Here is a 22,032-nt window from a genome sequence, read left to right on the forward strand (position 1 = left end):
GTCATTCCTCCATAAAATGCTTTTATGTTTTTGTTCAATCAATAAGAGAAATTACTGATAGATTTTAAAGGCATCGTCATCACCAGATTGTGTGAATGGCATTGCTTGACGTAGTTCTGCCCCAATTTTTTCAATTTCAAGATTTTTAGCAGCTTCGCGATAGGCTGTTAATTTTGGACGGCCCGCTTTGAAATCATCAACGAAATCTTGAGCAAATTTTCCAGATTGAATATCAGCCAAAACAAGCTTCATATTCTTTTTAACTTCGTCAGTAATAATCCGTGGACCAGTCACATAATCGCCAAACTCAGCAGTATTTGAGATGGATTGACGCATTTTAGTAAACCCCCCTTCATACATGAGGTCGACAATTAATTTCATTTCGTGTAAAACTTCAAAGTAAGCCAATTCGCCAGCGTATCCAGCTTCTGTCAGTGTTTCAAAACCGGCTTCAACAAGTGCTGTCAAACCTCCACATAGAACAGCTTGTTCTCCAAACAAATCTTCTTCTGTTTCTTCTTTAAAAGTTGTTTCAATAATTCCCACTCGAGCACAACCAATTCCTTTGGCCCAATCCATTGCGATTTCACGCGCATGACCACTTGCATTTTGGTGTGAAACAAACAAAGCTGGTGTACCAAAACCTTCAGTATAAGTCCGACGGACAAGGTGACCTGGAGCCTTAGGTGCAACCATAAAGACGTCAACGTCTTCTGGTACTTTAATATAGCCAAAATGGATATTAAATCCGTGAGCAAAACCAAGTGCTGAACCTGCTTTCAAGTTTGGTTTGATGTCCTCTTCATAAATGGATTGTTGAAGTTCATCTGGCGCCAAAACCATAATAACATCAGCTTTAGCTACCGCTTCTCCTACTTCAAATGTTTCAAAGCCATCTTCTTTTGCTTTATCAAAAGATTTTCCGTGGCGCACACCAATGATAACGTTGTGACCAGAATCACGCAAATTCTGTGCGTGAGCATGTCCTTGTGAACCATAACCGATTACTGCAATTTGCTTTCCAGCAAGTGCTGATACTTCTACATCATCTTCATAATACATTGTAACTGCCATTTTTGTTTCCTCTATTTTTCTATTTATTTGTTAACTTATTTAAATTTAGCCACGCTCAAAACCTGCACTACCTGTCCGAGCCATATTTAGAATGCCATAAGGACTAACAACATCAATAAGTGCTTCGATTTTTGCTGAATCACCCGTTAATTGAATGGTGACATTTTCCAGATTGACATCAACTACATTTACTCTAAAAGGTTCAATCATTGTAAAAATTTCTGCCCTAATGGTCGGTGGAGCTGATACTTTAATCAAGACGACTTCACGTTCTACATGTGGTAAGTCAGTAATATCAGCTACTTCAATCACGTCGATTAAGCGATTTAATTGTTTAATGATTTGTTCTACTTCATCAAGATGATCAACTTCAATAACAAAAGTGGTATGAGTTAAGTCTTGACTCTCTGTAACTCCAGCGGTAATTGAGAGAATGTTCACTTGCCTTCGATTGAGAACGGCGGTAAATCGATTCATAATTCCTGTTATATTATGAAGTTTTGCGATAATCATTCTACGCATTATCTACCTCCTCATTCTCATCAGTAAAATGAAGTCCAATCATTTCGTCATTGTGTAATCCAGCTGGTATCATTGGTAAAACATGTTCAGATTTTGAAATTAGAACTTCAATAAGCATTGGCTCATCTTCTGTAATAATTTTTAAATCATCAGCCAAAGTTTTTGGATTATCTAACTTAACATGTTTGATGCCATAAGCTTCGGCTAACAATTGAAAATTAGGTTCAACATCAAAAACCGATTGTGAACGTCGCTCTTCATAGAATGATTCTTGCCATTGACGTACCATTCCCAATGAATGATTATTAATCAGAACAACTTTGATTGCAATACCGTAGCCATTAAGTAATGCTAATTCTTGATTAGTCATTTGAAAGCCACCATCGCCAACAAAAACAATGACATTTTTATTTGGTTGTGCCAGCTTTGCACCGATTGCTGCAGGAATGCCAAAGCCCATCGTTCCCATTCCCCCAGAAGTAATAAGTTGCCTTGCATTTTTATAAGGATAATATTGCGCCACCCACATTTGATGTTGCCCAACATCGGTCACAATGATTGCATCTCCTTGAGTGTATTCTCCAATTAATTTAATTGTTTCCTGTGGACGGATATCATGGTTTTGGGGCTCATAAGTAAATGGTGCTTTCTCTCTATTTTTAGTGACAGTTTTAATCCAATCATTAAAGTCAGTCTTGACCTTATTTAATTGCAAAAGTCTGCTTAAAGCCACTTTCAAATCAGAAAGGATTGGAATATCGGTTTTTACAATTTTGCCAAGTTCAGCAGCGTCAATATCAATATGAGCAACGACAGCATTTTTAGCAAATTTTGCAGGATTGGATACAACTCTATCGTCAAAACGTGATCCCAAATTAATAATATAGTCAGCTTCAACTAAAGCCATATTTGCAGCGTATGAACCGTGCATTCCTGCCATTCCTAGTTGCAATTCGTGGCTGATTGGTAATGTTCCTAAGCCAAGCAATGTAGAAACAACTGGAATTTGATATTTTTCGACAAATGCTCTGAAAATATCAACTGAGCCAGAATAATTAATTCCTCCGCCAGCAATAACGACTGGTTTTTTACTGACAGAAAGTTCTGTCAGTAATTCTTGCAATTGTTCATCAGTCGCTTTTTCACTTTCGTGATAATGAGGAAGATTCAAGCTTGGGTCATTAATTTCAGTGACTTCAAGGGTGGAAACATCTTTTGGTAAATCAATTTCTACTGGTCCAGGACGTCCTGTCCTTGCCAAATAATAGGCTTCTGTAACAATTCTTGGAATATCTGCAGTTTCCCTAATTTGATAATTATATTTTGTAATTGGGGCTGTAATTCCAACAGTATCTGCTTCTTGAAACGCATCTTTACCAATGGACTGACGCCCAACTTGACCTGTGAAAACTAACAATGGAACTGAATCAAGATAAGCGTCAGCAATTCCGGTTACTGCATTAGTCGCTCCTGGTCCAGAAGTAACAACGACGACACCAACTTTACCAGACGATTTAGCGTAACCTTCGGCTTCATGCGTTGCTCCTTGCTCATGACGGGCTAAAATATGTTGAATTCCTTCAAAATTATGAATTGCATCATACAAGGGGAGCATGGCCCCACCAGGATAACCAAAAATAATTTCTACTCCAAGTTCTTTTAAGGTTTGGAGAACAAGTTGGGAACCGGAAGTAGGTTTTTCTAACTTTATTTTTTTCATTCAAACCTTTCTATAAATCTGTAACGCAACCTTCACTAGCGGGGCGTGTAAGTTTAGCAAATTTTGCAAGAACACCACGCGTTGCTTTAGGAGCTGGTTTTTGATAATTGGCACGGCGTTTAGCAATTTCTTCATCAGAAACTTTTAAACTAATACTATTATTCACCGCATCAATTTCGATAATATCATTATCTTCAACTAAACCAATCAACCCACCTTCAACTGCTTCAGGGACGATATGCCCCACAACAAAGCCGTGTGTGCCACCAGAAAATCTTCCGTCAGTAATGAGGGCACAAGATTTTCCAAGTCCTGCTCCAATTAATGCTGAGGTTGGTTTTAACATCTCTGGCATTCCCGGACCTCCGACTGGGCCAATATTTCTAATGACCGCAACATCACCGGCATGCAATCGGCCAGACTCAATGCCATCGATAAAGTGTTGTTCTCCGTCAAAAACACGAGCAGTTCCTTTGAAAAATTCACCTTCTTTACCAGAAATTTTTGCAACAGAACCCCCTTGGGCAAGATTACCGTACAAGATTTGTAAATGTCCAGTAGCTTTAATTGGATTTTTTAGTGGTCGCATAATATCTTGGCTGTCAAAGTCCAAATCTAATGCTGTTTCAACATTTTCAGCCAAAGTTTTACCTGTGACGGTCAAACAATCACCGTGAAGTTTTCCTTCTTTAAGTAGGTATTTCAAAACAGCAGGAAGGCCACCAATTTTGTGCAGATCTTCCATCATATATTTTCCGCTCGGTTTGAAATCGCCAAGAACAGGGGTAATATCTGAAATACGTTGGAAATCATCTTGCGTAATTTCTACACCAATGGCATTTGCCATTGCAATGATATGAAGCACAGCATTGGTTGAGCCTCCAAGGACCATGACAATTGTTATGGCATTTTCAAAAGCTTCTTTGGTCATGATATCACTTGGTTTAATATCTTTTTCTAATAAATTTTTGATGGCTAAACCAATTTCATCACACTCTTCTTGTTTTTCTTGACTGACTGCTGGATTGGAAGAGGAATAAGGTAAACTCATTCCTAAAGTTTCAATAGCGGCAGCCAGGGTATTAGCAGTGTACATTCCTCCGCAAGCACCTTGCCCTGGAATGGCATTGCAAATAACGCCATGATAATCTTCATCAGAAATATTTCCGGTGATTTTTTGTCCCAGAGCTTCAAAAGCCGAAACAATATTTAATTTTTCACCTTTATATTCGCCATGTTCAATCGTTCCACCATAGACCATAATTGACGGACGATTTAAGCGAGCCATTCCGATAATTGACCCTGGCATATTTTTATCACAACCGGGAATGGCAACGATGGCATCATAATATTCAGCACCGGCATTGGTTTCGATGCTGTCAGCAATCACTTCACGACTGACCAAAGAATATCTCATGCCAAGCTTTCCGTTGGCAATTCCATCAGAAACTCCAATAGTATGAAATTGAAGTCCAATCAATCCGTCAGTTTGGTTGACAGAACTTTTGATTTTACTCCCAAGTGTTCCCAAGTGCATATTACATGGATTTCCGTCCCAATCCATGCTGACGATTCCCACCTGAGCTTTTTTGAAATCCTCATCTTTAAAACCAATGCCGTAGTACATCGCTTGAGTCGCTGGCTGTGTTGGATCTTGAGTCAATGTCTTAGAATATTTATTGAGTTCCACTGATTCAACTTTTCCGTTATATTTGAATTCCATATGTTATCTTTTTGACCTCCCCGTAAATTTACATAGAGCTATTTTATCACTAAAAAAATGAAAATACAATAATTTGTCAGAATATTCTATATAGTCTATAAAATACTTTTGCTTTCCTTTCTCAGTTAGCAGGAATTACAAAATATTTCTGCTCAAAATGGTGAACTTCTACTTTTTCTTGATAAAAATCAGTAAGTATCTTTTCATTTAATAAGTTTTCTTTTTTCCCTGATTGAATCACTTTTCCTTCTCTTAAAAGTAAAAGATGAGTAAAAATATCAGTGATTTCATCGGGATGATGAGAAATATAAATGAGTGTTGGTGCGTTTTTTAATTGATTAATCTGCTGCAGTTGCTTTAATAATTTTTCTTTAGCAAATAAATCTAAACCGTTCGTTGCTTCGTCCAAAATTAAAAGCTCAGGCTTTAAAATTAAGCTCCTAGCAATAAGAAGAACTTGCTTTTCCCCTTGAGAAAGGCTGGCATAATTTCGGCCAATAAGTGATTTTGCGCCCATTTGTCTTAAAAGCTGACGGGCCTCATCAAGTTCCTGATCTGTGTAGGGTTTATAGAGCATGCTCGAATTAAATTTCCCAGTATAAACAAGGTTTTCAGCCTTAATATTTGGTTGAAATCTTTCAGCAATAAATGAGCCAACTACGCTGATTCTTTTTCTCAACTTTGGAATTTCTCCATTTCCAAATTGAGTATTTAAAACAGTGATTTCGCCAGAAGTTTTCCATTCTTCTGCTAAAATCAATTTCAAAAGACTTGATTTTCCAGAGCCGTTGAGGCCCAGAATAACCCAATTTTCGCCGGGATTTACTTTCCAAGTAATATCTTTAAGAATTTCTTTTTTATTTCGAGTAAGATTTACATTCTTTAAATTAATAATTGTCATTTTTAGCTCGCTCTTATTGATTTTTTTGTTCGTAAGCTGAGATTGCTTCTTCATATTGCAAGGTTATTCCAATATCATCTAAGCCATTAATTAATTTGTTTTTCCAAATGGGGTCAATCTCAAAATGAAAGTCACCAAGGCTTGTGATGATTAGCTGATGGGGTAAATCAATAGTAATTTCTTCTTGACTTGACAGTTTTGTCAATTGATTTAGAACTTCTCTTGGTTGTTTAATTGGTAACAAGCCATTTTTTAAAGCATTATTATAAAAAATATCTGAGTAAGAGCCAGCAATAATTGCCCGAAAGCCGTAATCTGATAAGGCCCATGCCGCATGTTCTCTTGAAGAACCAGAACCAAAATTATCTCCTGAAATTAACAGAGAAGCTTTTTTGTATTTTGGAGCATTCAAAATAAAATCAGGATTCTCATCGTAATCTTTGAGATAACGCCATTCATAAAATAAATTTTTCCCAAAGCCCTTTTTATCGATTGCTTTCAAAAATTGTTTAGGAATAATTTGGTCTGTGTCAATATTATCGTTCATGACTGGAACACTTGTCCCTTTGTAAATCGTGAATTTTTCCATCTTTTTTTCTTTCTACAGACTAATCTGTTACGAGCGTTCTAACATCTACAAATTTACCAGCGATTGCGGCGGCAGCGGCCATAGCTGGAGAGCACAGGTGCGTTCTTGCATTATGTCCTTGACGTCCTTCAAAATTTCGATTAGAGGTTGAAGCACAATGAACGTATTCTGGAATTTGGTCAGGATTCATTCCAAGACAGGCTGAGCAACCCGGTTCCCGCCATTCAAAACCAGCTTCTTTAAAAATTTTATCAAGCCCTTGTGCTTCAGCCGCTTCTTTCACAGGTCTGCTTCCAGGGACGACAATTCCTGTCAGTCCATCAGCAATATGTCTGTCTCCAATAATTTTTGCAGCTTCTTCTAAATCACCAAGTCTAGCATTCGTACAAGAACCAATGAAAATATAGCCTAAATCTATGTCAGAAGCGGTTTGGCCTGGCTTTAAATCCATGTACTGATAAGCACGTTCATAATTCAAATCATTGTTAATTGCCGGAAACTTTTCGCCAAATTCTAGGCCCATTCCGGGATTTGTTCCCCATGTCACCATTGGTTTCAACTGGCTGACATCAAGACTTAAAATCTTATCGTATTGTGCATCAGAATCACTGACAATTTTTTCCCATTTACTGACAGCTTCATCAAAGTTTTTAGGTGCATGTTCACGCCCTTTGACATAGTCATAAGTTTTTTCATCAGGATTCATCAGGCCAATTTTTGCCCCAAATTCAATTGACATGTTACAGATTGTCATCCGTTCTTCCATGCTTAAATCACTGATAGCATCCCCACTATATTCAACCGCATAACCTACACCTGCATCCACACCATATTTAGCAATTAATGCGAGGATAAAGTCTTTGCTATAAATTCCTTTTTGTGGATGACCTTGAAATTCAATTTTCATACGCTTGGGTTTAACTTGCCAAATGGTTTGAGTTGCAAGAACATGTTCAACTTCACTTGTACCAATTCCAAAAGCAATTGCACCAAATGCTCCATTTGTTGCGGTATGACTATCGCCACAAACAATTGTTTTTCCCGGTTGAGTTCTGCCAGATTCAGGTGCTACCATGTGAACAATTCCTTGTCCTTTTCCACCATGAGTCTCCGCTGGAACATCAAACTCTTTGACATTTTTAGTAAAAGTATCAATTTGTTTTTTAGAAATCAAATCTTGAATATTAAAAATATCTTGTGTTGGAACATTGTGGTCAAGAGTTCCGTATGTCAAATCTTTTCTCCGAACACGACGTCCTGCTTCACGTAAGCCCTGAAATGCTTGCGGACTCGTAACCTCGTGAATAACATGAAGGTCAATATAAAGCAGTTGAGGTTCTCCCTCATTTCCAGCAATCACATGCTGATCCCAAAGTTTATCAAATATTGTTTTACCTGACATTTTTTATTTCCTTTTTTAAAAATTTATTCTGACAAATTCTGTCAGTAATATTTACTGACAGAATTGTCAGTTACGCTGATAGTTCTTTTATCTACAACTAAAATGCTCACTATTCAATCGCATTTACTGACAGAATTGTCAGCTGCGCTGACGGTTCTTTTATCTACAACTAAAATGCTCACTATTCAATCGCATTTTACTGACAATTTTTCAGGATTGCTTCTGTCATTTCTTTAGTTGTTGCAGTCCCACCTAAATCTTTAGTCAAAATTCCGTCAGTAAAAGTTTGGGTTACGGCTTTTTCAATCATCGCAGCCCCATCTTCCTGCCCAAAAGATTCTCTTAGCATCATGGCAATTGATAGAATCATCGAAACAGGGTTCGCAATTCCTTTTCCTGCAATATCTGGTGCCGAACCATGAATTGGCTCATAGAGTGCTAAACCGTTAAATCCATGCGAACTCGAAGGCATCACTCCTAAGCTACCGGCCAAACTACTTGCTTCATCAGAGAGAATATCACCAAATAGATTTTCAGTGACTATCACATCAAATTGTTGCGGATTAGTAATCAGTAACATCGCACAAGAATCGACCAATTGGTGCTCTAATCGTACATCAGGATATTCGTCAGCAATTTCATCAGCCATTTTTCGCCATAATTTAGAAGTTGCAAGGACATTTTGTTTATCAACCGAAGTCAGTAATTTTCTGGGCCGACTTTGAGCACTTTTGAAAGCAAAATGAAGAATTCTTCTTATTTCATCAGCAGAATAATCATTGACATCTCGTGCTTTATCATCTGCCAATTCATGCTGACCGAAATAGATTCCCCCTGTCAGTTCGCGAATCACTAGGAAATCAACATTTTCAACATTTCGAATGGGAGAAAGTTTTTTTAGAGCCGGATAAATTTTTAATGGACGAACATTAGCATACAGTCCTAATTCTTTCCGTAAAGCAAGCAACCCTTGTTCTGGTCTAACTTTTGCATTGTTGTATTTAGGATGACCAATTGCAGCGAGCAAGATTGCGTCAGCATTTTTAACTGCTTGCAAAGTTTCTGCTGGTAAAGGATGACCATGCTTATCAATTGCAATTCCTCCAAAATCTTTGGCTTCTAATTCATACTCAAAATCAATTTTTTTACTGACAGCTTTTAAAACACTTAAACCAGCTGACATAATTTCTGGCCCAATTCCATCTCCCGCAAGTGTCACAATTTTTTTAGACAATATTTTTCACCTTAAATTCCATCATGAGCTGAAATTTGTTCAACCTTTCCTTGTAAATTTTCTTTTTGAACTAAAACATTAGCGTTCATGTAAGCAATGGCGCTTCCTTTCAATACATCATAATCAACACCTTTAGCATTAAATATAGTGCCTGTAGATAGATTTTCAACAGAAACCAAAGTCGTTGCTTGTGCATCAATTCCATCAGTTACAGCATCAACTGAATAGGAAATTAATTTTAGTTGATGATTAAAGACTTTATCAATAGCTTTAAAAATTGCATCCACTGAACCTGACCCCTCTCCTTGGCTAACATAAATTTCCTCTTCTTGATTTTTTAGTTGCACCAATGCCTTGTGCCCATCAATTTGAACATTATCAAGTATAAATCCAGCTAGATTTTTTACCGTTTCTCCTGTAAACAAGGCATGAATATCTGCGTCAGTAATTTCTTTTTTCTTGTCAGCTAATTTTTTAAATTTTTCAAATAAAATTGCAAGACTTTCATCGTCATAAGCAATATTAAGTTCCGTCAATTTTTCACTAAAAGCATGACGACCAGAAAGTTTACCTAAAGGCAACGAATTATGCTTTATTCCGACAAGTTCTGGTGTAATAATTTCATAAGTTTCAGCATTTTTAAGGACACCATCTTGATGAATTCCTGATTCGTGTGCAAAAGCATTAGCACCAACAATTGCTTTATTTTTTGGAATAGAAATTCCTGAAAATTGTGAAATTAGTTCTGCCGTTGCAACAGTTTCTGAAAGTTTCAAAGGACTTTGTGCCTGATAAAAATCTTTACGAATATGTAGTGCCACAGCAATTTCTTCAAGAGCAGCATTCCCAGCTCGCTCTCCAATGCCGTTGACAGTTCCTTCAACTCTCCCAGCCCCAGCTTTAATTGCAGCTAATGAATTAGCTACAGCCATTCCTAAATCATCATGACAATGTGGACTAAAAATAATTTCTCGGTCAGACTTAATATTATCAATCAAAAATTTAAAAATTTTTCCATATTCTTCTGGCGTCGTATAACCTACAGTGTCAGGAATATTAATATAAGTTGCTCCAGCATTGATAGCCGTTTGAACAGCCTCTAAAAGAAAATTCAACTCTGTTCTTGTTGCGTCCTCTGGAGAAAACTCAACAACCTCGACCCGTTCACGTGCGTATCTCACACATTTATCAATATTTTTCAAAACTTCTTCGGGACTGATTTTAAGTTTATATTTCATGTGAATAGGTGAAGTGGCAATGAAAACATGAATTTGCGGATGTTTAGCCCCCTTTATCGCTTCAACCGCTTTATCGATATCTGAGATAACACAACGAGCTAATGCAGTGACAGCCGTATCATTCAAAGAATCAGCAATTTGCTTTACTGCTTCAAAACTATCTGGACTTGCCGCAGGAAAACCAGCCTCTATGACAGAAATCCCCCATTTTTCCAGTTGTTTAGCAATCGTTACTTTTTCTGAAATGGAGAAACTAACGCCTGGTGTCTGTTCGCCATCTCTCAAACTTGTGTCAAAGAATTCAATTTTTCGCATAATATTACCTCTATTTTTTATTAAGAAACAAAAAAGACGCCCATGAGGACGTCTCTCGGTCCTCGAAATGACTATCGCCAAACAGGACCCACATATTTTAGCCACAAAAGCTAATGTAGGTCCACCTTGATCAACAACAATGAAAATTGTGTGTATGTCATTTCAAGTTCCTCTTTTTTGTTAATTTACATTATAATACTCTTAATATTTTAAATTGTCAATAAAATAATAATATTTAATGCATTTTTTTGTATTAACAAGAATTTAACAACAAATAGATTACAACTTCTCCCTTTAATATTCAATTAAATCCACAATAATTAAGCTTGTTAGAAAATATACAAGCAATTTTGTTGCTTTTGATAGACATAAAATGATTAAATTATAATGGATTCTAATGTACTAATAAGATTAAGGAGAAATTATGACTCAAGATTATCGAGTTTTATTATATTACCAATATGTCCCAATTGAAGATGGAGAAACTTTTGCCCAAAAACACCTCGCAGACTGTAAAGAATTAGGTTTAAAAGGACGCATTTTAGTTGCTGACGAAGGTATCAACGGAACTGTTTCTGGTACTATCGAGCAAACAAATGCCTATATGGAATTGATGAAAAATGACCCTCGCTTTAGCTCAATAATTTTCAAAATTGATGAAGCCGAGCAAAATGCTTTTAAGAAAATGCATGTCCGTTATCGCCCTGAATTAGTTAATTTAAGTTTAGAAGATGACGTCAATCCCTTGGAACTTACTGGGGCTTATCTTGATCCAAAAGAGTTTCGTGAGGCCATGCTTGATGAAAATACAGTAGTGATTGATGCACGAAATGATTATGAATTTGACTTAGGACATTTTCGTGGCGCCATTCGCCCAGAAATAAGAAGTTTTAGAGAACTTCCACAGTGGATTCGGGATAACAAAGAACAATTCATGGAAAAACGTGTTTTAACCTACTGTACCGGTGGAATACGTTGTGAAAAATTTTCAGGATGGCTCGTTCGTGAAGGCTTCAAAGACGTTGGTCAACTTCACGGAGGAATTGCCACATACGGAAAAGACCCAGAAGTTCAAGGAGATCTCTGGGACGGACAAATGTATGTTTTTGATAGCCGAATCGCAGTTCCAATCAACCAAAAAGAACATGTCATTGTCGGACGTGATTGGTTTGATGGAAGCCCATGTGAACGTTACATCAATTGCGGAAATCCAGAATGTAACAGACAAATGTTAGCTTCAGAGGAAAATGAAGCAAAATATCTTGGTGCTTGTTCACATGAATGTCGAGTTCATCCCAATAACCGTTACATCAAAGCCCACCAACTATCAAATCAAGAAGTTCAAGAACGTCTTGCGCTACTTGAGAAAGATTTAGCCTCATAAAATAAAAAGTCTATTATTCTTTAATAGACTTTTTATTTTTATCAATTTTCATCCCACTAAAAGTTGCTAGTTCGTGAAAGCCAGCTTTTTTAATTAAAGTTCTTGCTTTATGAATTGAAAGCCAATCACGCTTTGCTATATGACTATCCGTTCCTAAAGTTATAAATTTTCCACCTAATTTTTTAAAATTAATCAACAAATCACTATAAAATTGTTCAGTTTTCGGATTATCAAACAATCTAGTATTTATTTCTAATGCTTTTTCTTTTGAAGCTAAAGCCCGCAAGATTTCAAATAAAATCTCCCGATTCTCTGCAAACTTTATTGATTTATCCGTGTAAGGCCCATATCTAGCAACATAATCTAAATGACCAAACGAATTATAATTCACAAAATTTTGAACAGTATCTAAACAAGCTAAAAGATATTCTCTTTGCGCTTCTTCTTTTGTTTTCTGTAGATAAAATTCTGTTCCGTCATAAACTTCAATATCTCCAATTTCATGAACAGAGGCAATCACAAAATCAAAAGGAGCCGAATCAATAAACTTATTAATTTCTGATTTAAAACGTAAATCAATTCCCATTTCCAAGCCAATTTTTATTTTAATTTTATCTTTAAATTCCGCTTGTAATCGATTGATTTCTTGAAAATACTCAGGTAGATTTAGTGAAAAATCCATTCCTGGAAAATAAAAATCTCGATGCTCTGTAAAACAAATTTCTTTTAAACCATGTGCTATAGCTTCTATCACATGGTTTCTAGGAAGCTCCTCGCTATCAGCCGAAAAATGAGAGTGGAAATGATAATCTAATTTTTTCATTTAATCTGCCGTCCTTGTATGAAATTCCTTCTTATTTCCTTCTAGCTGATGCCGTTCTTTTGCTTTTTGCCGTACTTCTTCTAGAGAAATACCTTGCTGATTCATTAATACAAACAAATGATAAAGTAAATCATCAATTTCTCCTAAAAGTTCTCCTTTATCTGAATTTTTACTAGCAATAATCACTTCACTTGCTTCTTCACCAACTTTTTTTAATACTTTATCGATGCCTTCTTCAAGCAAATAATTCGTATAAGATTTTTCGACTGGATGTAACTTTCGGTCGATGATTTGCTTCTCCAACTCTCTGAAAATATCAGAGTCATCAAAAGGAATAAGTTTCTGCTTATGAAAATCTGGTTTCATAAAATCTCCTTCTTAATAATTCTTGCTGAAATATTATTTTTTATAAGTTCGTCTTTAACTTCATCAACTGTTGCTTCGCCATAATGAAATAATGAAGCAACAAGGGCAGCATCGCTTCTTGTATTTTGAAAAACTTCAACAATGTCCGAAATCTTCCCACAACCGCCACTTGCTACAACAGGAATATTAACAGCAGTACAAACGGTATTCAGCATTTCCAAATCGTAGCCTGTCTTTGTTCCATCCTTATCCATTGAGGTTAGTAAAATTTCACCTGCTCCTAATCTTTCACACTTTTTAGCCCAATCAACTAAGTCAAGACCTGCAATTTCACGCCCACCTTTGATATAGACATCATATCCCCTATGGTCTGCTCGTTTTTTAGCATCAATAGCAACAACAACACATTGAACGCCAAATTCGTTAGCCGCTTGACGAATAAGTTCAGGATTTTCAATTGCAGCTGAGTTGACGGATACTTTATCAGCTCCCCTAGCAAGAATTCTTCTAAAATCGTCAATTGAACGAATTCCTCCACCAACGGTTAACGGAATTGAAAGTTCACGCGCCGCCCGACCAATTAATTCACCAATAATTTCACGTTCTTCAAAAGATGCTGTAATATCAAGAAAAACAATTTCATCTGCACACTGTTCTTCATATATTTTGGCCAATTCCACTGGATCACCTATTTCTCTTAAACCCACAAAATTGATTCCTTTAACAACCTTACCATTTTTAATATCAAGACAAGGGATGATTCTTTTAGTTAGCATTCCTGAACTCCTTTTCAAGATTAATTTTTCCCTCATAGTAAGCTTTCCCAACAATAATCCCATAAAAGTCAGAACGAGTTGCACGTTGAATATCAGAACTATCCTTTACACCTCCAGAAATAATCACGTTTAGAGAACATTCCTTTGAAATTTCATCATAAAGTTTAAAATTTGGACCTGTCAGTGTTCCGTCTTTGGAGATATCAGTAATAATAGTGGTTTTAACCCCTATTCTCTCTAATTTTTTTAAAAATGACAGATAAGGAAGACTCGTTTTTTCTAACCAACCACTTGTTGATACAAAACCCTCTCTAATATCAACTCCAACAACGATTTTGCTTGGACCGTATTTAATTAATAGCTCTTTAAGAAAATCAGGGTTTTCTACCGCTGCGGTTCCTAAAATCACTCGTTCCACACCAATTTGTTCAAGATAAAGTCTAACTGTATCGAAATCTCTAATTCCACCACCAATTTCGATTTTCAATCTTGTTTCATCTTTTATTTTTCGCACAAGCTCTAAATTACGAGTTTGTCCTATCTTAGCACCATCTAAATCAACCAAATGGAGGTCAGTCGCTCCCATTCTTTCAAATTTTTGAGCAATTTCAAGGGGATTTTTTGAATAGACCGTTTTCTTATCATAATCTCCTTTGTAGAGACGCACGGCTTTACCATTTTGCAAATCAATTGCTGGAATAATCTTCATTTAAATTTCCTCCAAGAATGCTTTTAGTATCTTTCTGCCAATTTCTCCACTCTTTTCAGGGTGAAATTGACAGCCTATCACATTATTTTTTCCAACAATTGCCGGAATTTTTACTTCGCCATAAGTGGTGTAGGCAATGAGTTCATCATCAGGACAAGTCGCCTGATAAGAATGGACAAAATAGACCTCATCATTATCAGACAAATAATGAGTTGTTGGACTGGTTTTAGCCAGGTTTAATTGATTCCATCCCATATGCGGAATTTTCTCATTAGTTTTGATTGGAATTACCTCTCCCTTTAAAAGTCCAAGACCTTGTCTTTCTTCTATCTCGTATCCTTTTTCAAAAAGCACTTGCATTCCTAAACAAATTCCCAATATTGGTATTCCAGCAGCAGCTCGTTCTTGTATAAGTTCAATCAAATTAAACTTTTTTAAATTATTCATTGCTGTAGGAAAAGCCCCAACTCCTGGAAGAATAAGTGCATCTGCTTTACGAATTTCCTCTAAATCTCTTGAAATCACTGTTTCTTGTCCCAATCGTAAAAATGCGGCCTGTACACTTTGAAGATTTCCGATATTGTAGTCGATGATAACAATTTTTTTCATAATGCTCCTTTCAATATAAAAATATACTAAAATTCAATTTAACCAAAAACCTCACAGCAGCCAACCAATTTCAAACGATCAACATCGATTCTATCCCGACCATAAGCATCAAAAAATCGGTCACGATATTGATCAGTACCAATATTAAAATTAAGCGTCCATGCACCCCAAAAGAGGTCAATATGTCGGTCGCCAACACCTGCACAATCCAAATCAATAAAACCTTTGAACTTCCAATTGTCTAGGATTATATTGGGTAAACAATAATCTCCATGTAAAAGCGTATCATTCTTTAATAGCAATTTTTTATTTTCTATATAATCATAAGCTTCTTCTGTTGTTCTGACATTATAATTATTGACAAAATCTAGATTTGAATGCTTTATACTTGCGTTCTTTTCGACTTTCTTCAAATAACGTTCAGAATGGTCTAATATGGGACAATCCTCAAAATTTTGTTCATGAAGAAATCGTAGATTTTCAGCAAGACTATCACACAGACGTTTTGGATTATTAAGATATTTTTTAGCCAAATAATTTTCTCCTTGAATTTTTTTCTTGAGTAAAAAATCTTGGGATTGTCCTGATAAATAAGAAATATATCCTAAACCTAACTTTTTCTTTTGAAAATAAGCAGTCATTTCAGCTTCTCGCTCTAAAGTTTTTGATGAAGCTATTTTTAAATAATAGCCATCTTTTTTATCAATGAATAACACTTGAGCTTCAGGAGAGGAACTGCTATCATATATTTTTGCATCTTTTAGCGTATTGTGAATTGCTTCAGGAAATTTCTCAATATTAATTCTTAATTCTTTTAGATTAGTCATAACACTCCCTTACTGCTCGGTATTTCTCCAACTTTCGCTTCATCAATACTTACAGCTTGTTTTAGCGCCCTCGCTGTAGATTTAAACATGCCTTCAATAATATGATGCGTATTTTGCCCATAATTTTCGTTCAGATGTAACGTAATCCCAGCATTAAAAGCAAGGGCACGAAAAAATTCTTCAGTCATTTCTGTATCATAGCCACCAAGTTTTTGATTTCCTGATAAATCAGCATGAAATACCAAATAAGGTCGTCCACTAATATCTAAATCACAAGTCACCAAAGCTTCATCCATTGGAATGGTAAAACTTCCATAACGTCGAATACCGAGCTTATTACCTAATGCTTCGCTGATACATTTGCCAAGAGCAATCGCAACATCTTCAATGAGATGGTGCGGGTCCATCCCTACTGTTTCATGATCCCCATGTCCTATGATTTTTAAGTCAAAATCGCTGTGAAAGGTGAGAAGTGTCAGCATGTGGTCGAGAAAACCAATACCTGTACTAATGTCCGCTTGACCTGTGCCGTCAAGATTGATGGAAAGTTCGATTTGTGTTTCTTTGGTATTACGCGTGATGTGTGATATGCGTGTCATAACAGGTTCTCCTTAGTTTTTTTAAATATCAAATGATGTAATCGTGCGACTGGATACAGCGTTTGGTCTTTCGCTACTTTTTGCTCTAACTTAAGCATGGGTTGATACCAGTTGTCTGTTTCTTTGATTTCTACGTTTTGTGAAATACCGTAAAAATGACGAATTCCAAATTTTTCTTGGAGTTTCAGTTTGTAATTTGCCACAAAATCTGTCAGCCAATCATCGTCGTAAACTAGGATATCGCCGTGGTTGTGAGAAGCGACAGCTTCATTTTCATAAACATCAAGCGCTGCCTGCGGATTATCACGTCCTGCTGCCATTTCTATCATGCTACCGTACTTACTGTGCTTGACAATAGAAAGCGTGCCGCCATCTGTCAAAAGTGACAAGAGTAATTCCAACACGACTTTTCGGTCGAGGACGTATTCTAAAACATTGTGAATGAGAATCACGTCGTAACGCTCATTTTTAACAGTTTCTGCAAAGTCGTCAAAAGTTCCTGTCAACTGACGAAAAGTTTGGTCAGACATCATCTCGAGCTTTTCTACATCAGGCTCATAGCCCGTGACTTCAAATCCCTGTTCCTCCAAAAATGTTTCCGTCCGACCAAATCCAGAGCCGAAACTCAGAATTTTTGAATCTTTTGTCAAATTTGGTAGTAGCTGTGGAAAAAGTAAGTCATAGAACATCCGACCCCATGGTTTTTCGAAAACTTCTGCATAATAATTTTCTTGTTTTGTCATGTTTTTCTCCCTACTATTTTTCTTATTCAATATTTTAAAATCCATGTGGCTCCTCACGCCTTGACCAATAAATTTTTAAAATCTAGTCTCAAGTATTACATTTCATCAAATCTCACAGAAATTGAGTTAGCATGAGCCGTCAATCCTTCTGATTTTGCAAATGTCTCAACATCCTCTTTAAAGTCAGCCAAAACTTCTTTAGGATAATAGCTATAAGTTGAATATTTTATGAAATTATAGACACCCAAACCAGAGTAAAATTTGGCTGTTCCTCCAGTAGGTAAGACATGATTGCTTCCTGACATATAGTCGCCTAGCGGTTCTGGCGTATACTCTCCAAGAAAAATTGAGCCAGCATTTTTGATTTTTGGAAGCTGGACTAAGGATTCACTAGTCAAAACTTCTAAATGTTCTGGAGCAAGCTGATTGGAAACATCAAAGGCTTCATCAATATTTTTTACAACAATGGCTCCACCGTAATTACTGATGGAACTTTCAATGATTTCACGACGTTCCAAATTTTGAACTTGTCTATTTAATTCCTCATCTACTTGTTGAACAAGTTTTTCAGAAGTCGTCACTAAAATCGCTGACGCAAGTTTATCATGTTCTGCTTGCGCCATTAAATCAGCAGCAATATACTTTGGATTGGCAGTTTTGTCAGCAATAACTAGAACTTCTGACGGACCGGCTATCATATCAATATCTACCACCCCATAACAGATTTTCTTAGCTGTAGCTACAAAAATATTTCCAGGTCCGACAATCTTATCAACTTTAGGAATAGATTCTGTCCCATACGCAACGGCAGCAACGCCTTGTGCTCCACCCACTTTATAGATTGTTTCTATTCCACAAACTTCAGCAGCTGCTAAAATATTTGGATTTACTTTTCCATCAGCTTTAACTGGAGTAATCATAATAATTTCTTTGACGCCTGCTAAAAGTGCTGGAACAGCATTCATAATGACTGTTGAGGGATATGCAGCCGTTCCTCCAGGAACATAGAGAGCAACGCGTTCCAGAGGGCGTGCAATTTGTCCCATGATAACACCATTTTCCTTAAAAATATTCCATGAATTTCCTAGTTGGTGTTTATGAAATTCTTCAATCTGTGATTTGGTACGCCTAAGAATTTTAAAATAATCCTCTTCAATTTGTTCTAGTCCTGTTTCACGTTCCATGCGCGTGACGAGTAAATTACTAGTATTCACATCATAACCGTCGAACTTTTTAGCATAGTTAAATAAGGCAGTATCTCCACTTTTTTGAATATCTTCTACAATCTGTTGAACAGTTTTATTAACTTCTTTTGATACTTCTGTTTTTCGACCTTGAAATTTTTCAGCAATTTCTTCAAGCTTTCCTTGATAATCAATTTGTTTGAGCATCTTCTAACCTCTTCACCATTTCTATAATTTTATTTTTTTTAAATTTGAAACTAGATTTATTGACAATCATCCGTGTTGAAATGTCACTGATTTTTTCAATGACCTCTAAACCATTTGCAGATAAAGTATTTCCTGTTTCGACGATGTCAACAATTGCATCGGCTAAGCCAACAACTGGTCCAAGCTCAACAGAACCTTCCAACTTGATAATTTCAATATCTTCTTGCTTTTGAGCAAAATATTTTTTTGTCACTCTTGGATATTTTGAAGCAATTCGTTTACGTCGTTGAAAATTTTTATTTGAAAAGTCAGGATAGGAAGCAAGGGCAAAAATGCACTGTCCGATTTTTAAATCCAATAATTCATAGTAGTCATCAAAATCATTTTCATCAAGCATATCTTTACCAACAAAGCCAATATCAACAATTCCATGTTCTAAAAAAGTAATGACATCATTAGCTTTTCCAAAGATGATTTGTAAATCATCTTTCGTTTTAATTTGTAATTCACGTCCTAGATTTAGAATTGGTTCAACATCATAGTCCGCATTTTCCAATAAATTAGTGACTTGTTTTTGGATTCGTCCTTTAGTTATGGCAATTTTAATCATTGTCTTCCTCCAATTCTTGCCTTTCCAGAGCCTTTAGAATGGTATCCATATGACAACAAAAACCAATGGCAACCACCTCTTTTTGAAAATTACTTAATAGCTGGTCATATCTTCCTCCTGATAAAACAGGTTGATTAGCTGCTGAACTGTAAGCCTTGAACATTAAATCAGTATAATAATCCATTTTAGGAACCATTCCCAAATCAATGATAACTGGTTTAATCGTTGAAAGTTTTTCTGAAAATTCTTTGAGCTGACCAAAGGAAGAAATGAGCACTTCATCTTTTGTATTTGTCACTAAATTTTCCAATCTTGATAACTCATTAGTAATAAATATTTCTTTCAAAAGTTCTCTTAATTCCTTAGAAAAATTATTTTTTTCGATGAAAGTATTAAGGCCACTCAAATCTTTCTTGAGTAAAAGTTCTGTAAGTAACTCTGTTGAACCATCAGCTAACTGACATAAACGTTGAAAAAATTTTGCTGAGCCTATTTCAAAGACCGTTTTATTCAAACCTAACTGTTCAATTACTTGAAGGGCTAGACTAAGAATTTCTAATTCTGACTTATCGGCTGATTCACCAAAAAGTTCAATACCAATCTGATAATTTTCCGTTGAACGACCTTTATGCCGTTTTTCTTTTCTATATATTTTTCCAAAATATGAATAACGAGCACTAGTAGAATCCTTGATTTGCGAATAAAGTCTAACTAAAGGAAGTGTAAAATCATAACGGAGTGTAATTGATTGTCCCTCATGATTGATAAACTGAAACATTTTTTCTTGATTAAAAGTTTTCCCATTACTTTCAAGTGCTGTATAGAGTTGCGTATATTCAAAGCTTGGGGGCATGACTTCCTGATAATTTTTCAAGCTAAATAATTTTCTTAAACGACCTTCTATCTGCCGTAGACTTTTAACTTGATTCAAGGTCATTTCTGCCGATTCTTCAGGAAGCAGATAATTTATTTTTTCCATTAGTCAATTTCCTCATTCTTTTTTAAATAGCCTTTTAAAAATTCAATCACTTTGTTCATTTCTTTATTAGTCCCAATAGTTATCCGTAACCAATCATCAATCCGTGGTTGATTCCAATGCCTGACAATAATTTTTGCCTCATAAAGCGCCTTAAAAAGTTCTTCTGCTTTTACTTTTGGATGATGAACAAAAACAAAGTTAGCCTTTGAATCAGTCACTTCAAATCCTAAATTAACCAGACTTTCTTTAAAAACTTCTCTTGTCTTAATAATTTTCTGAATGTTTTTTTGAAAATAATGTTCATCCATTAAACTTGCTTCTCCAATAATTTGTGCCAAACTATCAATTGGATAGGAATTAAATGAATTTTTCACATCATACAAATGAGAAATTGCTTCAGCAGAGCCATAAGCTACACCTAAACGAATTCCTGCCAAACTCCGCGATTTAGAAAAAGTTTGAACCACTACTAAATTATCGTATTTTTTAAGCAAAGGAAGACATGTTTCCCCACCAAAATCAATATAGGCCTCGTCAATCAAGACAATAGAGCTTTGATTTTTTTTCAAAATTTCTTCTATATCTTTAAGATTTAGTGCTAAAGCCGTTGGAGCATTAGGATTTGCAATCACAATTCCGCCATTTTCAATACAATAATCTTTTATTGACACTTTAAAATCATCATCTACAGGGACTTTTTGAAAGGGAATTCGATAGAGTTCGCAATAAATAGGGTAAAAAGAATAAGTAATGTCAGGCATTAATAAAGGGCTTTGACTATTAAAAAAAGTCAGAAAACTAAGTGACAAAACTTCGTCAGAGCCATTACCAATAAAAACCTGTTCAACTTCTAAATGATGATATTCGGCCAATTTTTTTCTTAAACTTTTCGCATCAGTACTTGGGTATAAACGCAAATTTTTTGTCTTAAAACGTTCATTAAATAATTGAGCTACACTAGTGGGCGGATAGGGATTTTCGTTAGTGTTTAGTTTGATCATGTCAGTAAGTTCTGGTTGTTCACCCGCAATATAGGGACTTACTGACCGAAGGTTATTTTGCCAACTCATAGATTTCTCCTTTCGAGAATAGAAAGATAATATAAAAAAAACGCCTAAAAGCACTTGGCTTAAAGGACGGTTTAATCGTGGTTCCACCTTAATTTATCACTTTTTCACAAAAGTGACCTCGGTAAGTTATAACAACTTAGCATTAACGCAGCTAACGCTCACATTAATAATGTGAGTAAGATAGCGATGAGTGTGGTTCATCCCATTATCAGACCTTTTCTCAGCAACAAGGCTCTCTCAACTGATACCTAAGACTACTCTTTCATCTCTTATTTGTTAATTCTTAATTATCTGAATTATAATACTTATATTTTTAAAAGTCAACATTTATTTTAATAAAATATCTATCTTGTTATTTAGCATAATAAAAATACCAGTAAATACTGGTATTTTACTCGAAAATATTTAAATTTCAATAGTTTAATTTA

At 35.8% G+C, this 22,032-nt stretch carries 22 protein-coding genes and 1 other annotated feature; of the genes, 1 reads left to right on the plus strand and 21 read right to left on the minus strand.

Annotated elements, in window-relative coordinates; all coding sequences use genetic code 11:
* Positions 1-51: 51 nt before the first annotated feature.
* The 9 genes from ilvC to LDP15_RS03680 form a co-directional block, all read right to left on the minus strand.
* A complete protein-coding gene (ilvC, locus tag LDP15_RS03640) occupies positions 52-1,074 on the minus strand; it encodes a ketol-acid reductoisomerase (RefSeq protein ID WP_015426406.1) in 1,023 nt (340 codons plus the stop codon).
* Positions 1,075-1,119: 45 nt separating this feature from the next.
* Positions 1,120-1,596, minus strand: coding sequence for an acetolactate synthase small subunit (gene ilvN / locus LDP15_RS03645; RefSeq protein ID WP_015426405.1), 477 nt, complete (start codon positions 1,594-1,596; stop codon positions 1,120-1,122).
* Complete coding sequence (locus tag LDP15_RS03650; RefSeq protein WP_015426404.1) at positions 1,589-3,316, minus strand: acetolactate synthase large subunit; 1,728 nt, start codon at positions 3,314-3,316, stop codon at positions 1,589-1,591. Before LDP15_RS03650 ends, ilvN begins: the two co-directional genes overlap by 8 nt.
* Before the next feature lie 10 nt (positions 3,317-3,326).
* Positions 3,327-5,039, minus strand: coding sequence for a dihydroxy-acid dehydratase (gene ilvD / locus LDP15_RS03655; RefSeq protein WP_015426403.1), 1,713 nt, complete (start codon positions 5,037-5,039; stop codon positions 3,327-3,329).
* A gap of 121 nt (positions 5,040-5,160) precedes the next feature.
* Positions 5,161-5,940, minus strand: coding sequence for an ABC transporter ATP-binding protein (locus LDP15_RS03660; protein WP_015426402.1), 780 nt, complete (start codon positions 5,938-5,940; stop codon positions 5,161-5,163).
* A gap of 13 nt (positions 5,941-5,953) precedes the next feature.
* Positions 5,954-6,529: a 3-isopropylmalate dehydratase small subunit gene (leuD, locus tag LDP15_RS03665; protein WP_015426401.1), complete on the minus strand. Its 576-nt coding sequence runs from the start codon at positions 6,527-6,529 to the stop codon at positions 5,954-5,956.
* Positions 6,530-6,548: 19 nt separating this feature from the next.
* Entirely contained in the window at positions 6,549-7,931 is a 1,383-nt protein-coding gene (leuC, locus tag LDP15_RS03670) for a 3-isopropylmalate dehydratase large subunit (RefSeq protein WP_225513286.1), read from the minus strand.
* 196 nt (positions 7,932-8,127) lie between these two features.
* Positions 8,128-9,165, minus strand: a complete 1,038-nt coding sequence (leuB, locus tag LDP15_RS03675; protein WP_042230337.1) for a 3-isopropylmalate dehydrogenase — start codon at positions 9,163-9,165, stop codon at positions 8,128-8,130.
* An 11-nt stretch (positions 9,166-9,176) separates the two neighbouring features.
* A complete protein-coding gene (locus LDP15_RS03680; protein ID WP_015426398.1) occupies positions 9,177-10,718 on the minus strand; it encodes a 2-isopropylmalate synthase in 1,542 nt (513 codons plus the stop codon).
* Between the two features lie 424 nt (positions 10,719-11,142).
* Between LDP15_RS03680 and LDP15_RS03685 the strand changes: the two genes are divergently transcribed.
* Positions 11,143-12,102 (plus strand): rhodanese-related sulfurtransferase, encoded by a 960-nt coding sequence (locus tag LDP15_RS03685; protein ID WP_015426397.1) that lies wholly within the window; start codon positions 11,143-11,145, stop codon positions 12,100-12,102.
* A gap of 13 nt (positions 12,103-12,115) precedes the next feature.
* Here LDP15_RS03685 and LDP15_RS03690 read toward each other — a convergent pair whose 3' ends face one another.
* From LDP15_RS03690 to hisC, 12 genes are all read right to left on the minus strand, one after another.
* Positions 12,116-12,925: a histidinol-phosphatase gene (locus tag LDP15_RS03690; RefSeq protein ID WP_015426396.1), complete on the minus strand. Its 810-nt coding sequence runs from the start codon at positions 12,923-12,925 to the stop codon at positions 12,116-12,118.
* The gene (gene hisE, locus LDP15_RS03695) at positions 12,926-13,291 is read right to left on the minus strand and encodes a phosphoribosyl-ATP diphosphatase (RefSeq protein WP_225513287.1); all 366 of its coding nucleotides are present in this window, start codon (positions 13,289-13,291) and stop codon (positions 12,926-12,928) included.
* Positions 13,288-14,067, minus strand: coding sequence for an imidazole glycerol phosphate synthase subunit HisF (hisF, locus tag LDP15_RS03700; protein WP_015426394.1), 780 nt, complete (start codon positions 14,065-14,067; stop codon positions 13,288-13,290). The genes hisE and hisF overlap by 4 nt, the downstream gene beginning before the upstream one ends.
* Positions 14,057-14,776 carry a 1-(5-phosphoribosyl)-5-[(5-phosphoribosylamino)methylideneamino]imidazole-4-carboxamide isomerase gene (gene hisA, locus LDP15_RS03705; protein WP_015426393.1) on the minus strand — a complete coding sequence of 240 codons (720 nt, stop codon included), beginning with the start codon at positions 14,774-14,776 and terminating at the stop codon, positions 14,057-14,059. The genes hisF and hisA overlap by 11 nt, the downstream gene beginning before the upstream one ends.
* Positions 14,777-15,385 (minus strand): imidazole glycerol phosphate synthase subunit HisH, encoded by a 609-nt coding sequence (hisH, locus tag LDP15_RS03710; protein ID WP_015426392.1) that lies wholly within the window; start codon positions 15,383-15,385, stop codon positions 14,777-14,779.
* A 38-nt stretch (positions 15,386-15,423) separates the two neighbouring features.
* Positions 15,424-16,212, minus strand: a complete 789-nt coding sequence (locus LDP15_RS03715) for an aminoglycoside 3'-phosphotransferase (RefSeq protein ID WP_015426391.1) — start codon at positions 16,210-16,212, stop codon at positions 15,424-15,426.
* On the minus strand, positions 16,209-16,811 hold the full coding sequence (hisB, locus tag LDP15_RS03720; protein WP_015426390.1) for an imidazoleglycerol-phosphate dehydratase HisB: 603 nt from the start codon (positions 16,809-16,811) through the stop codon (positions 16,209-16,211). Before hisB ends, LDP15_RS03715 begins: the two co-directional genes overlap by 4 nt.
* The gene (locus LDP15_RS03725) at positions 16,808-17,554 is read right to left on the minus strand and encodes a methyltransferase domain-containing protein (protein WP_225513288.1); all 747 of its coding nucleotides are present in this window, start codon (positions 17,552-17,554) and stop codon (positions 16,808-16,810) included. The genes hisB and LDP15_RS03725 overlap by 4 nt, the downstream gene beginning before the upstream one ends.
* Before the next feature lie 95 nt (positions 17,555-17,649).
* On the minus strand, positions 17,650-18,945 hold the full coding sequence (gene hisD, locus LDP15_RS03730; protein WP_015426388.1) for a histidinol dehydrogenase: 1,296 nt from the start codon (positions 18,943-18,945) through the stop codon (positions 17,650-17,652).
* Complete coding sequence (gene hisG, locus LDP15_RS03735; protein WP_225513289.1) at positions 18,929-19,555, minus strand: ATP phosphoribosyltransferase; 627 nt, start codon at positions 19,553-19,555, stop codon at positions 18,929-18,931. The genes hisD and hisG overlap by 17 nt, the downstream gene beginning before the upstream one ends.
* The gene (locus LDP15_RS03740; RefSeq protein ID WP_015426386.1) at positions 19,548-20,534 is read right to left on the minus strand and encodes an ATP phosphoribosyltransferase regulatory subunit; all 987 of its coding nucleotides are present in this window, start codon (positions 20,532-20,534) and stop codon (positions 19,548-19,550) included. Before LDP15_RS03740 ends, hisG begins: the two co-directional genes overlap by 8 nt.
* Entirely contained in the window at positions 20,534-21,604 is a 1,071-nt protein-coding gene (gene hisC / locus LDP15_RS03745; RefSeq protein ID WP_015426385.1) for a histidinol-phosphate transaminase, read from the minus strand. Before hisC ends, LDP15_RS03740 begins: the two co-directional genes overlap by 1 nt.
* Before the next feature lie 59 nt (positions 21,605-21,663).
* Positions 21,664-21,878, minus strand: a binding site (T-box leader).
* Positions 21,879-22,032 lie beyond the last annotated feature (154 nt).

It is taken from the genome of Lactococcus sp. SK2-659 (assembly GCF_020218185.2).
Taxonomy (GTDB): domain Bacteria; phylum Bacillota; class Bacilli; order Lactobacillales; family Streptococcaceae; genus Lactococcus; species Lactococcus lactis.